12 protein-coding genes are annotated in these 15,340 nt (G+C 73.3%); 4 read left to right on the top strand and 8 right to left on the bottom strand.

Going from position 1 to position 15,340, the window contains the following annotated elements; all coding sequences use genetic code 11:
* Window positions 1-36: 36 nt before the first annotated feature.
* Window positions 37-867 carry a phosphoenolpyruvate hydrolase family protein gene (locus tag ABZ857_RS08150; RefSeq protein WP_357039437.1) on the bottom strand — a complete coding sequence of 277 codons (831 nt, stop codon included), beginning with the start codon at window positions 865-867 and terminating at the stop codon, window positions 37-39.
* Window position 868: 1 nt separating this feature from the next.
* Window positions 869-2,107 carry a Tm-1-like ATP-binding domain-containing protein gene (locus tag ABZ857_RS08155; protein ID WP_357039441.1) on the bottom strand — a complete coding sequence of 413 codons (1,239 nt, stop codon included), beginning with the start codon at window positions 2,105-2,107 and terminating at the stop codon, window positions 869-871.
* Window positions 2,108-2,197: 90 nt separating this feature from the next.
* On the opposite strand from ABZ857_RS08155, the gene ABZ857_RS08160 reads away from it, so the two are divergent.
* The 3 genes from ABZ857_RS08160 to ABZ857_RS08170 all read left to right on the top strand — a co-directional run bounded on the left by ABZ857_RS08160 (window position 2,198) and on the right by ABZ857_RS08170 (window position 6,554).
* A complete protein-coding gene (locus tag ABZ857_RS08160) occupies window positions 2,198-3,589 on the top strand; it encodes a PLP-dependent aminotransferase family protein (RefSeq protein WP_357039444.1) in 1,392 nt (463 codons plus the stop codon).
* 94 nt (window positions 3,590-3,683) lie between these two features.
* Window positions 3,684-4,625, top strand: coding sequence for a 3-oxoacyl-ACP reductase (locus tag ABZ857_RS08165; protein WP_357039446.1), 942 nt, complete (start codon window positions 3,684-3,686; stop codon window positions 4,623-4,625).
* A gap of 270 nt (window positions 4,626-4,895) precedes the next feature.
* Window positions 4,896-6,554, top strand: a complete 1,659-nt coding sequence (locus ABZ857_RS08170; protein ID WP_357039449.1) for a class I adenylate-forming enzyme family protein — start codon at window positions 4,896-4,898, stop codon at window positions 6,552-6,554.
* Window positions 6,555-6,608: 54 nt separating this feature from the next.
* Here the strand turns inward: ABZ857_RS08170 and ABZ857_RS08175 are convergent, their stop codons facing one another.
* From ABZ857_RS08175 to ABZ857_RS08195, 5 genes are all read right to left on the bottom strand, one after another.
* Entirely contained in the window at window positions 6,609-7,238 is a 630-nt protein-coding gene (locus tag ABZ857_RS08175) for a PaaI family thioesterase (protein ID WP_357039452.1), read from the bottom strand.
* A complete protein-coding gene (locus ABZ857_RS08180; protein ID WP_357039454.1) occupies window positions 7,235-8,107 on the bottom strand; it encodes a MaoC/PaaZ C-terminal domain-containing protein in 873 nt (290 codons plus the stop codon). The genes ABZ857_RS08175 and ABZ857_RS08180 overlap by 4 nt, the downstream gene beginning before the upstream one ends.
* 40 nt (window positions 8,108-8,147) lie before the next feature.
* Entirely contained in the window at window positions 8,148-10,340 is a 2,193-nt protein-coding gene (locus ABZ857_RS08185; RefSeq protein WP_357039457.1) for an acyl-CoA dehydrogenase, read from the bottom strand.
* Between the two features lie 6 nt (window positions 10,341-10,346).
* Window positions 10,347-11,507, bottom strand: coding sequence for a steroid 3-ketoacyl-CoA thiolase (locus tag ABZ857_RS08190; RefSeq protein WP_357039460.1), 1,161 nt, complete (start codon window positions 11,505-11,507; stop codon window positions 10,347-10,349).
* Between the two features lie 312 nt (window positions 11,508-11,819).
* Window positions 11,820-12,434 carry a TetR family transcriptional regulator gene (locus ABZ857_RS08195; RefSeq protein WP_357039463.1) on the bottom strand — a complete coding sequence of 205 codons (615 nt, stop codon included), beginning with the start codon at window positions 12,432-12,434 and terminating at the stop codon, window positions 11,820-11,822.
* A 172-nt stretch (window positions 12,435-12,606) separates the two neighbouring features.
* Here ABZ857_RS08195 and ABZ857_RS08200 point away from each other — a divergent pair, with 172 nt between their 5' ends.
* Window positions 12,607-14,142 carry an FAD-binding protein gene (locus tag ABZ857_RS08200; protein ID WP_357039466.1) on the top strand — a complete coding sequence of 512 codons (1,536 nt, stop codon included), beginning with the start codon at window positions 12,607-12,609 and terminating at the stop codon, window positions 14,140-14,142.
* A 30-nt stretch (window positions 14,143-14,172) separates the two neighbouring features.
* Here the strand turns inward: ABZ857_RS08200 and hsaA are convergent, their stop codons facing one another.
* Window positions 14,173-15,339, bottom strand: a complete 1,167-nt coding sequence (hsaA, locus tag ABZ857_RS08205; protein WP_357039469.1) for a 3-hydroxy-9,10-secoandrosta-1,3,5(10)-triene-9,17-dione monooxygenase oxygenase subunit — start codon at window positions 15,337-15,339, stop codon at window positions 14,173-14,175.
* Window position 15,340 lies beyond the last annotated feature (1 nt).

The raw sequence follows: 15,340 nt of genomic DNA on the forward strand, positions 1-15,340 counted from the left end.
GGCGGCGTGAAGGCCGGCGGACACAGGTGGTGAACGTCAGGCAGGGCTGAGCCGCAGGCTCTTGAATTCCGTCGCCTGGGCGGCGATCGCCTTCTCCGTGGGGAGGCGTTCCATCGACGACGCCCCGAAGAAGCCGGCGATCCCGTTCGTGTGATCGAGGACGAACTGGGCGTCCTCCGGTTCGGCGATGGGGCCGCCGTGACAGAGCACGATGACCTCGGGGTTCACCGCGACGGCGGCATCGCGCATCTCCTGCACCGCGGCGGCCGCCTCTTCGAGGGTGAGCGCGGTTTCCGCGCCGATGCTGCCGCTCGTGGTCAGCCCGACGTGCGGCACGAGGACGTCGGCTCCGGCTTCGGCCATCGCCGCGGCCTGCTCGGCGTCGAAGACGTAGGGGGCCGTGAGCAGGTCACGCCGGCACGCTTCGCGGATCATGTCCACTTCGAGCCGGTAGCCCATCCCGGTCTCTTCGAGGTTCTGCCGGAACTTGCCGTCGTACAGGCCGACGGTGGGGAAGTTCTGCACGCCGGCGAAGCCCATCGCCTTCAACTGGTCGAGGAAGGGGCCCATGAGACGGAAGGGGTCCGTGCCGCAGACCCCGGCCAGCACGGGGGTGTCGCGCACGACCGGGAGGACCTCCCTGGCCATGTCGACGACGATCGCGTTGGCGTCGCCGTACGGAAGCAACCCGGCGAGCGACCCCCGGCCGGCCATGCGGTAACGGCCCGAGTTGTAGATGATCAACAGGTCGACGCCGCCGGCCTCCGCGGCCTTGGCCGACAGGCCGGTGCCCGCGCCCGCTCCGATGATGGGCCGGCCGGCCTCGGCGGTGGCGCGCAGGCGTTCGAGAGCGGTCTCACGGTTCATCTCAGTCTCCAGTTCGACGTGCGCGGATGAGGCGGTGCAGGGCTTCTGCCGCGGTCCTGCCGAAGCCCGGATCGTTGATGGCGGCGTCCACGTCGTGGACGGGGACGCCGGTGTCCTTCAGGCCGTCCCGGATCGCGGCGAAGCAGGCGGCGTCGGCGTCGGGGTCGGCGAAGGGCCCTCCTTCGACGTCGATCCCGGAGACGCCCTTCAGCGGCAGGTAGACCTCCACCGGCCCGGTGGCGCGGCTGAGCTTGCCGCCGATCCGGGCGCCCAGCTCGGCCATCTCGTCGCGGGTCGTCCGCATGAGGGTGACCGTGGGGTTGTGCACCAGGAACTTCCGGTCCGCGAACTTCTCCGGCACGGTGTCGCGGGGCCCGAAGTTGACCATGTCGAGCGCGCCGACGCTGACCACCTGCGGGATGCCGGCCCGCCCGGCCGCCTCCAGCCGGTCGGGGCCGGCGGTGAGGACCCCGCCGACGAGGTCGTCGGCCAGCTCGGTGGTGGTCAGGTCGAGGACGCCGTCGAGCATGCCGGAGGCGGCGAGGGCCTCCATCGCCCGCCCGCCGGAACCGGTGGCGTGGAAGACCAGCACCTCGTATCCGAGGCCGGTCAGGTGGTCACGGGCCTCGTCGACGGCTGGCGTGGTGAGCCCGAACATCGTGGCGCCGACGAGCTTCCGCTCGTCGCCGGTGGTCTCATGCCGGACCCGGGCGTACCGCTGCGCCATCCCGGCTACGGCGGCCGCGGCGTTGCCGAGAACCGCTCGCGAGAGGCGGTTGATGCCGGAGATGTCCACGACGGAGTACATGAGGGTGACGTCGACGTCCCCGACGTAGGGGCCGACGTCACCCGAGGCCATGGTCGAGACCAGCAGCTTGGGCACTCCGACGGGCAGAGCCTGAAGTGCCCGGGCGGCGACGGACGAGCCGCTGGAGCCGCCGATCGCGAGAAGGCCGTCGAGGCGCCCCTCGTCGAACAGCCGCCGGACGATCACGGCGGCCCCGGTCGCCATGGCGTCCATCGCGGCGCCGCGGTCGCGGGCGTCGCGGAGCCGGTCGAGCTCGGTCCCTGCCGCCCGCGCCACCTCGTCCGCGCCGACGTCGGCGAGTTCCGCCCCGTGGGCGAAGGTGCCGACGTTGATCAAGAGCACGTCGCAGCCCGCGTCACGGAGTCGGTCGCGGACCCAGCGATACTCCTCGGTCTTGGTGTCCAGCGTTCCCAGCAGCACCACCGTCGCCACCGCGACCTCCTGTCGTCATCGACCTGCGCGTACGGTCGAGGATGTCGGTCCGCCACCGGATCGGCCAGGCCAATCACGCAGAATTGGTCCATGGCACGTGCGGAACACCTCGACAGCGCCGCCTTGGCCCGCTTGATCGGCGGGTGGCGGGCGGAGGACGTGCCGCTGCCGCACGCGCTCGCCGACGCGCTCGCCGAGCTGATCGCCGGCAACGTGCTGGTCGACGGTGCCGCGCTGCCGCCGCAACGCGCGCTGTCCGCCGCGCTGGGGGTGTCCCGCGGGACCGTCGCCGAGGCGTACGCGGAGCTGGCCGCCCGTGGGCACCTGACGTCCCGGCAGGGATCCGGGTCGCGCGTCCGGCGCGACCGGAGCGCGGGCGGGGATCACCCCGTCGAGGGGCGGCTGGCGTCCTTCGGCCGCACCCGCCGCCCTGTCGAGCTGGACCTCTCCAGCGGCGCCCTGCCCGCCCTGTCGCTGGTGCGCGACGTCGTCTCGGCGGTCGACCTGCGCGAGCTCGACGTCTACCTCGCGGATGACGGCTACTACGCCGCGGGGCTGCCGCGTCTTCGCGCGATCGTGGCCGAGCAGTACACCCTGCAGGGGCTGCCGACCGAGCCGGACCAGATCCTCGTCACCTCCGGCTCCCAGCAGGCCGTCTGGCTGTGCGCGTCGTCCCTGGTCGCGCCGGGAGACGAGGTCCTGGTCGAGGAGCCGAGCTACCGCGGCGCGATCGAGGCGTTCCGTACGGCCGGGGCGAGGCTGACGGGGGTGCCCGTGCGGGAGGACGGCCTCGACCTCGACCATCTCGAACGGGTCGCGCATCGGGCCGCCCTCCTCTACTGCCAGCCCGCGGCGCACAACCCCACCGGGATCAGCTGGCCGGCGGCGAGCAGGGAGCGGCTCAGCGAGATCGTCGGCAGGCACGACGTGCTGACGATCGAAGACCGATCCTGTGCCGACCTCGTCCTCGACGACCGCGGGGTCCGGCCCCCGCTGCCCAACCCCGCGCATCCCGGCTCGGTGATCAGGATCGGCACCGCGTCCAAACTGCTCTGGGGCGGGCTGCGGGTCGGGTGGATCCGTGCGGAACGCCCGATGATCGTGCGGTTGACGCAGGCCAAGGCGGCACTGGACCTGGCCGCTCCGGTGATCGACCAGATGGTGACCGCCGAGCTCCTGGCGCAGGCCGGCCGGGCCCGGCAGGAACGCACCCATCGTCTGCGGGCCCATCTCGCCGAGGCGGCGGCGGTCCTGGCGGAACGGCGCCCCGCGTGGCGGTGGACGCCGCCGCACGGTGGTACGGCGCTGTGGGTCGACACCGGAACCGACGCCGTCGCCCTGGCCGAACGCGCGCGGAGGAGGGGCGTGCTGGTCACCGCCGGCCCGGCCTTCTCCCCCTCGAACGCTCAGCGTTCCCGGCTGCGGCTGCCGTTCTGGCGGCCCGTGGACCAGTTCGCGCACGCGGTCGAACTCCTGGAGTGACGCGGGTCCAGTCCTACTGGGTGGTGACGATCTTGGCCGCGAACTAGAATTCGTACTAGTTTGTGGACCCTCCGAATCGCACAGGGAGCGGGACATGAGCTCGAACATCAGCCTTGAGGGCAGGACCGCCGTCGTGACCGGCGCCGGCGCGGGCCTGGGCCGCAGCGAGGCGCTGGCACTGGCCGAGCGCGGCGCGAACGTCGTCGTCAACGACGTGGGCCCCGCCGCCGAGGAGGTCGCGGCCGAGATCAGGGCGCTCGGCCGGGAGGCCGTCGCGGTGACGGGCGACGTCGGCGACTGGTCCATCGGCGACCGCCTCGTCGGAGCGGCGGTGGACGCCTGGGGCCGCCTGGACATCGTGGTGAACAACGCGGGCGTGCTGCGCGACAAGATGCTGTTCAACCTGACCGAGTCCGACTGGGACGACGTCATCCGGGTCCACCTCAAGGGGCACGCCGCGGTCTCCCGGGCGGCGGCGGCCCACTGGCGGGCGGCGAGCAAGGCCGCCGGCGGCCCGGTCTACGGCCGCGTCGTCAACACCTCTTCCGAGGCGTTCCTCTTCGGCTCGGCCGGCCAGCCGAACTACTCCGCCGCCAAGGCCGGCATCGTGGCGCTGACCCTCTCGACGGCCCAGGGCCTGAGCAGGTACGGCGTGCGTGCCAACGCGATCTGCCCCCGGGCCCACACCGGGATGACCGCCCACGTGTTCTCCGGCGGGGACGCGGCCGGAGACGGCGAGGGCCCGGGCATCCTCGCCCCGGAGCGGGTGGGCACGTTCGTGAGCTACCTGGCCTCCCCGGCCGCCGAGGAGATCAACGGCCAGGTGTTCGTCGTGTACGGCGACATGGTGGCGCTGATGGCCGCCCCGACCGTCGAGCGGAAGTTCACCGCCGCCGACGGCGTCTTCTCGGCCGAGGAGTTCGACCAGGTGCTCACGCCGTACTTCAGCGGGCGCAGCCCGTACCAGACCTACGCGGCCTACAGCGTGGCCGAGCTCGACACCACGGGAGTGCAGAACACCGCCGGCCGGAAGTGACCCGTAGACCTCGGGGCCGCGCAGGACGGTCTCCGCGCCGCCGTCGACGTAGACGACCTGCCCGGTGGGGACCGATCATCGCGGCGCGGGGAGCGTCCGGCGGCCCTCGGTCCCGGCCACCGGCACGCGGACCGGAGGATGGGAGGGAAATCACGCCGACCAGTCCCGGTGATTGAGAGCTACGCCACCGCATACCCGGCTGTTGCCGACAATTTCCGCCATCGGCCGACTTCGGGTCGCGGAGCATCCGGGGACTGAAGGGAACTTGATATGTCGACAGATCCGAGGCTCGCGGCGGCGGCCGTCATCGGCCGCCTCACCGGCCCGGGCGGCGAGTTCGAGCTGGCCGAGGAGGACGTCCTCGGCTCCCGCATGACCGTGTTCAAGAACCGCCGCCGCAACCTCGGCGAGGTGCTCACCGCCTCGGCGGCGTACGGCGACCGCGACTACATCGTGACCGCCGGCGGGCGGCTGAGCTTCGCCGGGCACGCGCGGCGGGCCGCCTCGCTCGCCGCCGCGTTGCGCGAGGAGCACGGTGTGCGCCCCGGCGACCGCGTCGCGATCAACGCGGCCAACCACCCCGACTGGATCGTCTCGTTCTGGGCGGCGGTGGCCGCCGGCGCCATCGCGGTCGCGTACAACGCCTGGTGGTCGCGGCACGAGATCGAGTACGCCCTGGGCCACACCGAGCCGAAGGTGCTGATCGTGGACGCCAGGCGGGCCGCGCTCACGCCCCGGGGGCGCACGACGGTGCTGACCCTGGAGGAGGACGTGCCCCGGCTGGTCGAGCGGTATCCGGACGCGCCCCTGGCCCCGCATCCCGCCGCCGAGGACGACCCGGCGGTGATCATCTACACCAGCGGCACCTCTGGACGTCCCAAGGGCGCGGTCCACACCCACCGCAACCTCACCTCCGTCGTCGAATACCACCGGATGAACGACGCGCTGGCCCAGGCGTTCGGCGACCCGACGGACCCGGCGGACCGGCGCTACCTGCTGGCGCTGCCGCTGTTCCACATCGCGAGCCTGCACAACCTCGTGGTGCCCCGCCTCGCGACCGGCAGCGCCGTCGTGATGCACCTGGGCGCCTTCGACGTGGACCGCGTGCTGCGGCTCATCGAGCGGGAGCGGGTCACCAACTGGGGCGCGGTGCCGACGATGGCGAACCGCCTGATCGAGCACGGCGACCTGTCGGGCTACGACCTGTCGTCGCTGACCGCCTTCGCGCTGGCCTCGGCGCCGTCCTCCCCCGCGTTCAAGCAGCGGCTGCGCGAGGCGTTCCCGGTCGCCCGGCAGTCCCTGGTGGACAGCTACGGCCTGACCGAGTCGTCCACCGCGATCTCCGTCGCCACCCCGGCCGACCTGGAGCAGGCCCCCGGAACCCTGGGCCGCCCGATCGCCACCGTACGGCTGGAGATCCGCGACCCCGAGGGCAAGCCGGTGCCGGAGGGCGAGGAAGGCGAGGTCTGCGTCCGCAGCCCGTTCAACATGCTCGGCTACTGGCGGGACCCGGAGGCGACCGCGCAGGCCGTGCGGGAGGACCGGTGGCTGCACACCGGCGACATCGGGGTGATCGAGGACGGGCGGCTGCGCCTGAGCACCCGCCGCTCCGATCTGATCATCCGGGGCGGCGAGAACGTCTACCCCGCTGAGATCGAGAACGCGCTGGCCGAGCACCCGGCGGTGGTGGAGTGCGTCGTGCTCGGCGCCCCGCACCCCGACCTCGGCCAGGAGGTCGTGGCCGTGGTCGTCACCGAGGCCCGGCAGGACGTGGGCGAGGACGACCTGCGGGCGCACCTGAGCGACCGGCTCGCCTACTTCAAGGTGCCGTCGCGGTGGCGGATCACGACCGAGGCGCTGCCGCGCAACGCCACAGGCAAGGTGATCCGCCAGGAGGTCAGGCGCGAGTTCGGCATCGCCGACTCCTGAGACGCCCTCGCGCCTGCCGCCCGTCCTGTGAGAGCGCTTCCCCAGGCGGCCGGGTCAGCGGGGCCGGGCGAGCTGCTTGTCGATGAACAGGCCCTCGGCGCTGACGCACACCTGGCCGCCCGCGCTGATCGCCCCGGCGGTGTAGATCTTGCGCCCGTCCACGGAGGTCTGCCGGCCGGTCACGGTCAGCGGCTCGAACAGCGGGGTGACCCGGTGGTAGCGGAGGGTCAGCTGGGCCGTCATCCCGGAGGCCCCGGCCCAGTGGTTCGCGACGCCCAGCGTGTGGTCGAGCAGCAGCGCCGACACCCCGCCGTGCACGCACCCGGGAGGCCCCTGGTAGGGCATGCCCAGCACGACCTCGCCCTCGATCGACCCGTCCTCCCTGCCGTACAGGTGCAGCGGCGGGGCGATCGCGTTCTCCGGCCCGGTCACCGGGTCGTGCCGGGTCACGCCCTCCCCCCGCCACATGTTGACCATGCGCTCCCCGACTGTGGGGGCGTGCGCCTGTAGGTGGTCGGCCACGGCGTTCAGCTGCTCGGCGACCTGGGTCATCTCGACCGCCGACATGTCGCCCGAGTGCAGCAGCGCGTCGATCACCCGGCGGGCCGCGGCGACCGCCGCGTCCACGCCCTCGTTGTTCGGGGTCGCCGTCAGCTCCGTACGGTCGATCCGGGTCTCCGTCATGATGCAGTCTCCGCTGTCGCGTGGGTGAGCACGGCAGCGTCGCCGCGCTCGGGGCAGGTCGATCGGAACACCAGCCGGTCGCCCTCGTGCCAGACGGTGGTCCGGATCGTCTCGCCGGGGAACAGCACCCCGGCGAAGCGCACCGACAGCCCGGTCAGCCTGGTCGCGTCACCGCCGAGGACGCCGTCCGCCAGCGCCTTCGCCACTATGCCGTACGACGCGAGGCCGTGCAGGATCGGGCGGTCGAAGCCGGCCGCCCGCGCGAAGGCGGGGTCGGCGTGCAGCGGGTTGAGGTCGCCGTTGAGCCGGTAGAGCAGGGCCTGCCCGGGGGTGGTCGGCGAGTCGAGCACGAGGTCGGGCTCCCGGCCGGGCTCCGTCCACGGGGTCTCCGGGCCCGGCTCGCCGCCGAAGCCGCCCTCGCCGCGCGCCCAGATCCGCATGGTCGTGGTCCAGAGCGGGTCTCCCGCGGGATCGGCCGCCGCCTGCTCCATCTCGATCAGCGCGGCCTTGCCCTTGTCCCAGATGTTCGCGACCCGGGATGACACGACGGCCTCGCCGGCCGCGGGCAGCGGACGGTGCACGGTGAGCGCCTGCCCGGCGTGCAGGATCCTGCGCAGGTCGATGTCGATGCCGGGCATGCTCATCGCGGTCGGCGGGCGCTCGCCCGCCGAGATGCCCTGCCCGGCGACCATGGCGAAGGTGGGCAGCACGCGCAGACCGCGCTCGTAGGTGTAGGCCAGCTCGGGATCGGCGCCGGCGTCCGCCCCGGCGCCCAGGCTGAGGTGGTAGAGCAGCACCTCCCTGCTGGTCCAGGCGATCTCCCGGGTGGCCGGCGGCGCACCCGTGGCCTTGTCGAGGTCGATCGGCATGCTTCTCAGTCCTCCGTGCCCTCGACCTGGCGGGGGCCGCTCACGCCCTGACCTCCGGGTCGCGAGGCAGCCCGAGCAGGCGCTCGCCGATGATGTTGAGCTGCACGTCGGTGGTGCCCCCGGCGATCGACATGCAGCGGGAGCTGAGGAAGCGCAACGTGGGGTCGGACCGCCGGCTCATCCCCTCGCCGGTCAGGGACTCCGGGCCGATCCAGTCCATGGCGGTCTCCCAGACCTCCTGCACGTGCTCGACGCCGATCAGCTTGGCCACGCTGGACTCCGCGCCGGGCTGCTGCCCGGTGAGCGACCGCAGCGTGGTCCGCAGGGCGAACAGGGCGCCGGACTGTGCGTCGCACAGGATGCCGCCGAGCCGGGTCAGCCGCTCGTCGTCCATCTCGTCCGGCCGTTCGGCGGCGATGTGGAGCAGCGCCTCGCCGCCGCTGCCGAGCGAGGAGTCGTGCGACAGCGAGACCCGCTCGTTGGCCAGCGTCGTGCGGGCCAGCGTCCAGCCGTCCCCCGGCTGCGCGACGAGCATCTCGTCGGGCACGAACACGTCGTCGAGGAACACCTCGTTGAACAGCGCCTCGCCGGTCAGCTCGCGCAGCGGCCGGATGTCGATCCCGGGGCTGGACATGTCGAGCAGGAAGTACGACAGGCCCTTGTGCTTGGGGGCGGACGGGTCGGTGCGGGCCAGCAGGATGCCCCACTGCGCCTCGCGGGCCATCGACGTCCAGACCTTCTGGCCGTTGATCTTCCAGCCGCCCTCGACCTTCTCCGCCCGCGTGCTGAGGGCCGCCAGGTCGGAGCCCGCGCCCGGCTCGCTGAACAGCTGGCACCACACCAGGTCGCCGCGCAGCGTCTGCGGCAGGAACCGCCCCTGCTGCTGGGGGCTGCCGTGGGCGATCAGGGTCGGCACCACCCAGGCGCCGATGACCATGTCGGCCGCGCGCAGCCCGGCGGCCCTCATCTCCTCGGCGATCACGAGCTGGGTGACCGCGTCGGCGCCCTTCCCCCAGGGCCCGGGCAGGTGCGGCGCGGTGTAGCCGTGCTCGGCCAGATACTTCAGCCGGTCCCGTCCGTCGAGATCGAGGGCGGGCCGCAGCTCTGCACGCACCCCCGCGCGGATCCGCTCGGCCCGCTGCGGCAGCTCGACGCCGAGCTGGCGGCGCACGCCGTCCAGGGTGAGCCGGGCCACCCTGCGGCGCCACCACGAGACCGAGCCGAGCGTGATGCGCAGCGTCTGCGCCCGGCGCAGGTACAGGCCGGCGTCGTGCTCCCAGGTGAAGCCGATGCCGCCCAGCGTCTGGATGCAGTCCTTGGTGACGGAGAAGGCCGCCTCCACGCTGGTCGCCCCGGCGACCGCCGCGGCCAGCGCCGCCTCACCGGAAGAGGCGTCGACCTCGTCGAGAGCCCGGGCCGCGTCCCAGGCACATACCCGGGCCTGCTCGGCTCGGGTCAGCATCCGCGCGCAGCGGTGCTTGACGCCCTGGAACTGGCCGATCGGGCGGCCGAACTGGTGGCGCACCTTCGCGTACTCCGCGGCGGTGGCGGTCGCCCAGTCGGCCAGGCCGGACGCCTCGGCCGCGAACAGCGTGGCGGCCAGGTCGAGCACGGCGCCGTCGGCGAGGCCGGACAACGTCTCGGCCGCGACGCCGTCGGCGCGCACCCGCGAGGGGCGGCGGGTCAGGTCGTGGCCGGGCAGGTCCTCGGTCTCCACCGCCTCGCGCGGCAGCACGACCCAGGCCGTGCCGGTCCCGTCGGCCGCGGGCAGCACGAACAGGTCGGCGACGTGGCCGCCGATGACCGGCTCGGAGACCCCGCGGACCTCGGCCTCCCCGTTCGCGCCGCGGGTGAGGGTGAGCCCGCCCGGCCGCAGCCCGACCGCGGCGGTCCTCTGCCCTCCGGCCAGCGCCGCCAGGTGGGCCGTGTGCCCGGCGCGGGCCAGCACGGCGCCGGCGAGCACCGTGGGCAGGAACGGCCCGGGGACCATCGCCCGGCCCAGCTCCTCCACCACGACGGCGAGTTCGAGCAGGCCGGAGCCCGCCCCGCCCGCCTCCTCGGGCAGGTGCAGCCCGAGCAGTCCCTGCTCGGCCAGCAACGGCCAGAACTTCGGCAGCTCCTCGTGCTCGGCGTCCACCGCCTGCCGCACCACGCCCGGCGTCACGTGCCGGGCCGCGAAGGCGCGTACGGCGTCGCGCAGGTCGCGCTGCTCGTCGGTCAGTCCGATCGACATGCTCCCTCAGATCCGCTCGATGATGGTGGCCGTGGCGTGGGCGCCGCCCGCGCACATGGTGACGAGGGCGGTCGAGCCGCCGGTGCGCTCCAGCTCGTACAGCGCCTGCGTGATCAGGCGGGAGCCGGTGGAGCCGACGGCGTGGCCGAGCGCGATCGCGCCGCCGTTCACGTTGACCTTGTCCATGTCGGCGTCGAGCTCCCGCGCCCAGGAGAGCACGACCGAGGCGAACGCCTCGTTGATCTCGACGAGGTCGACGTCGGACAGCTTCATGCCCGCCCTTCCCAGCACGTGCCGGGTCGCGTCGATCGGTCCGTCGAGGTGGTAGTAGGGGTCGGAGCCGACCATGCCGGAGGCGACGATGCGCGCCCGCGGGCGCAGGCCGAGATCGCGCGCCCGGTCCGCGCTCATCAGCAGCACGCCGGCCGCGCCGTCGCTGATCTGCGAGGAGTTGCCCGCGGTGTGGATGCCCTCCGGTATCACCGGCTGCAACCTTCCCAGGGCTTCCATGCTGGTCTCGCGCAGCCCCTGATCCCTGGTGACGACAGCGGTCTCCCCCGTCGGGCCCTCCGGCCCCATCACGGGCGCCTCGACCGCGAGGACCTGTCCGTCGAACCTGCCCTCCGCCCACGCCCACGCCGCGCGCCCCTGGGAGCGCAGGCCGAACGCGTCGGCGTCCTCGCGGGTGATGCCGCGCCGCCGCGCGATCCGCTCGGCCGCGGTGAACTGGTCGGGCATGTCCAGCGACCACGACGGCGGGAACGGGCTGCCGGCCTCCGGGGTGACCGCCGCGCCGAGGAAGACCCGGCTCATCGCCTCGACCCCGCAGCCGATGCCGACGTCGATCGCGCCGGCCGCGATCAGCCCGGCCACCAGGTGGACCGCCTGCTGGCCGGACCCGCACGCGCAGTCGATCGACGTGCACGCCGTGCCGTACGGCAGGCCGGCGTGCAGCCACGCCTGGCGGGTGACGTTGTTGGCCTGCTCCCCCGCCTGGGTGACGCAGCCGCCGATCACCTGCTCGACCGCCTCGGGGGCGAGGCCGCCGCGCTCGATCAGGGCGCGGTGCACCGCGCCGAGCAGTTCGGCCGGGTGCAGCCCGGACAGGGTGCCGTAGCGCTTGCCGACCGGTGTGCGCACCGCGTCGACGATCACGGCCTCAGCCATCGTTCCTCCTCGTATTCGTTGAAAGCACGTTCTTGGCCCACCGCTAGTCGGCCTTGCCGCTGGGCGACGCAGCCCGCGCCGCGGCGACGGCCTCGAACAGGGATGCCACGTTCAACGTCATGGGGAGAGACTAGAAATCATTTCTGTAGCCGACAACAGTTCGGTCCCGCTCAGCGGTCCACGGCCTCGTCCACAGGCAAGACGGTCATGAGCCCTGGACTAGAATTCATACTAGTATCCCGGCGTGGGGGCGCATCGGACGGCGAGCCGAGCGTCCGCTCGAACCTGCCCATGGCGATCCAGTGTGAAGCGTCAGCGGGAGGCGTTCGAGCGGGACGCGAGCAGCAGCCGGCAGGCGATCCGGATGTCGCTTTCGGTGTCGGGGACCGACGCCCGGCCGTTCAGGCTCGACTGCAGCACGCCATACCAGCACTGCATGAGCAGCCGGATCAGCGTGACGTCCATGACGGTGGGCTCGGCGATGCCGAGCGTTCGCAGGACGATCTGCCGGAACGTCGTGTCGATCCGGCCGGCGTCGGCCACCGCGGCGGCGTTGGCCGAGTTCGCGCACTGCAGCATCGCGGTCGCCAGCGTGGGCCGGCTCAGCAACTGCCTGCTGGCCAGCACCAGCACGTCGGCGACGGCGTCCTCCGGCGCGGTGCCCGGCTTCGGAGGCGGGACACTCTCGTCGAACCGGTCGATCCGCTCGGCCATCACCGCGGTGAACAGGTGCGTCTTCGAGGGGAAGTACCGGTACAGCGTGGCGATCGCGACCCCGGCCTCCTTGGCCACCTCGTGCATCTGGACGCGCTCGAGCCCCTTCTCGGCGCCCATGCGCGCGGCGGCCCGCAGGATTCGCAGGTGCCGGGCGCGCTGCTCCGGCGAGTTCGGCTCCGCCGGCGCCCTGACCTCGGCGATCCTCGGCACGTCTCCCCCTGACCGTTCGTGTTCCGCAACGACGATACACAGCCGCATGGACGCACCGGCCACTGGTTCATACCACTCAGTGGGACGAGCGGGCCTGGCCCGCGTCCGGCTGCGCTTGCCTGTACGCACCCACGAGCAGCGGTGACAGCGCAGGGACGACAGGAGGCGCGGCATGGCGGGCGGGCAGGCCTGGGACGACGAGTACGACGTGGTGGTGGCCGGGTCGGGCGCCGGCGCCATGACCGGTGCGCTGGCCGCGGCCGCCGCGGGGCTGCGCGCGGTCGTGCTGGAGAAGACGGCGCTGCTCGGCGGCACGTCCGCCTACTCCGGCGCGGCCGTCTGGCTGCCCGGCACGCAGGTGCAGCGCCGCGCCGGGATCGGCGACTCGGCGGAGTCGGCCCGCGCCTACCTCGTCGCGCTGCTTGGCGAGGCGGAGGCCCACCGGCGGGAGGCGTTCCTCGCGACCGCGCCCGAGGTGGCCGAGTTCCTGGAGCGCGACCCGGCGGTCGAGTTCGAGTGGCGGGCCTTCCCCGACTACTTCCCGGCGCCTGGGCGGCTCGACGCCGGTCGCTCGTTCGTGCCGCTGGACCTGCCGGCCGAGCGGCTCGGCGACCTCGCCGCCCTGGTCCGGCCCCCGGTGGACCGCGACCGCGCGGGCCTGGGCCACGCCGAGGGGCCTCTGTCCGCCGGACGGGCCCTGATCGGCCGCCTGCTGCTCGCCCTCACGAACACCGGGAACGGCAGCGTGCGCACCGGCACCGCGCTGACCCGGCTCGTCGTCGAGGACGGCCGGGTGACCGGCGTGGAGGCCGCGACCGCGGACGGAACCGTACGGCTGCGCGCCGCGAGGGGCGTCCTGCTGGCCGCCGGCGGATTCGAGGGCGACGCCGCGATGCGCGCCGAGCACGGCGTCCCGGGGGCCGCCGGGTGGTCGATGGCCCCGGCGGGCGCGAACACCGGCGACCCGATCAGGGCCGCCGCCGCGATCGGCGCGGCGACCGGTCTCATGGACGAGGCGTGGTGGTGCCCGGGCGTGGCGCTGCCGGACGGCCGAGCGGCCTTCACGCTGGGCTTCCACGGCGGGCTCATGGTCGACGCGTCGGGCCGCAGGTTCGCCAACGAGTCGCTGCCGTACGACCGCATGGGCCGCGAGATGATCGCGGCGCCCGGCCGCGTGCCCGCTCATCTGATCTTCGACTCCCGCTCGGGCGGGCGGCTCCCGGCGATCTCGCTGCCGGGGCGCCCCGCCGAGGAGCACCTCGAGGCCGGCACCTGGGTGCGCGCCGAGAGCCTGGCCGAGCTGGCGGACCTGATCGGCGTGCCGGGCGAGGCGCTCACGGACACCGTCGAGCGGTTCAACGGCTTCGCCGCGACCGGCGTGGACGAGGACTTCCACCGCGGCGAGGACCCCTACGACCTGTTCTTCGCGGGCAGGGCGGGAGACCGGCCGAACCCGTGCCTGGTCCCGGTGGACACGCCGCCCTACTACGCCGCGCGGGTGGTGCTCAGCGACCTCGGCACCAAGGGCGGCCTGCGCACCGACCCCGACGGACGGGTGCTCGACGGGGACGGGCGGCCGATCCCCGGCCTGTACGCCGCGGGCAACACCAGCGCCTCGTTCTCCGGGCGCCGCTACCCGGGCCCCGGCGTCCCGATCGGCTCGGCCATGGTCTTCGCCTACCGGGCCGCCCGGGACATGGCCGGTTGACGCGGCTCGTCCGGGCCCCCTCGTCTTCCGTCAGATCAGGTTGTCCTCGACGGTCAGGCCGAACTCGCCCTTGCCGTACATCGCGAGGGCCCGCTCGACGTCGTTGGCGACGTGGACGCTGCCCGCGTGAGCGTCGCGCCAGGCCCGCTCGATGGGGTTGCCCCGGCTGAGGGAGTTGCCCCCGGCCGTCTTGAACAGGATGTCGATCGCCTCCAGCGCCCGCTCGGTGGCGCGCACCTGGTCCCTGCGCACCCGCAGCCGCAGCTCCACCGGGATCGTCTCGCCCCGCACCGCGTGCTCGTACATCTCCCGCACGTTGCGGTCGGTCTGCAGGATCGCCGCGTCGATCTCCGACGCCGCCCGGGCGACGGCGACCTGCGCGAACTGGTCCTCGGCGAACCGGCCGCCGCCCAGGCTGAGCCGTACGCGGTCGCGCATCGCGGTCACGTACGACCGGTAGCAGCCGGCGGCCATCCCGATGACCGGAGCGGTGATCGTGGTGGTGAACACGGCGCCGAACGGGATGCGGTAGAGCGGGCCGGTGTTCACCTTCTGGCCGGGACCGCGAAGCTGCGCGAGCTCGTAGTTGCGCACCACCCGATGCGCGGGCACGAAGGCGTCCTCGACGACGATGTCGTTGCTGGCGGTGCCGCGCAGCCCGATGACGTCCCACACGTCCGCGATGAGGTAGTCCACGCGGGGCACCAGCACGGTCATGAAGTCCACCGGCCTGCCCTGGTCGCCGAGGACGAGCCCGCCGACCAGCGCCCACGAGGCGTGCTCGCAGCCGGAGGAGAACCTCCACCGGCCGGACAGCCGGTAACCGCCCTCGACCGGGACGAGCCGCCCGACCGGCGCGTACGACGAGGAGATCAGCGCGTCCGGGTCGCTCCCCCACACCTCGTCCTGGGCGGCCTCGTCGAACAGGGCGAGCTGCCAGGGGTGAACGCCGAGGACGGAGACGGTCCAGCCGGTGGACCCGCACACCGCCGAGATCTCCCTGACCACCTCGTAGAAGCGCACCGGATCGCTTTCCACACCGCCGTACCTCTTGGGCTGCAGCATCCGGAAGACCCCGGCCTGGACCAGCTCCCTGATCGACTCCGCCGGAACCCGCCGGTCCTCGTCCGTGGACCGGGCCCGTTCGGCGATCTTCGGCAGCAGCGTGCGAACCGCGTCCAGGACCTCGTTGCTCATG

The sequence above is a fragment of the Microbispora sp. NPDC046933 genome, assembly GCF_040644635.1.
In the GTDB taxonomy this organism is placed as follows: Bacteria; Actinomycetota; Actinomycetes; order Streptosporangiales; family Streptosporangiaceae; genus Microbispora.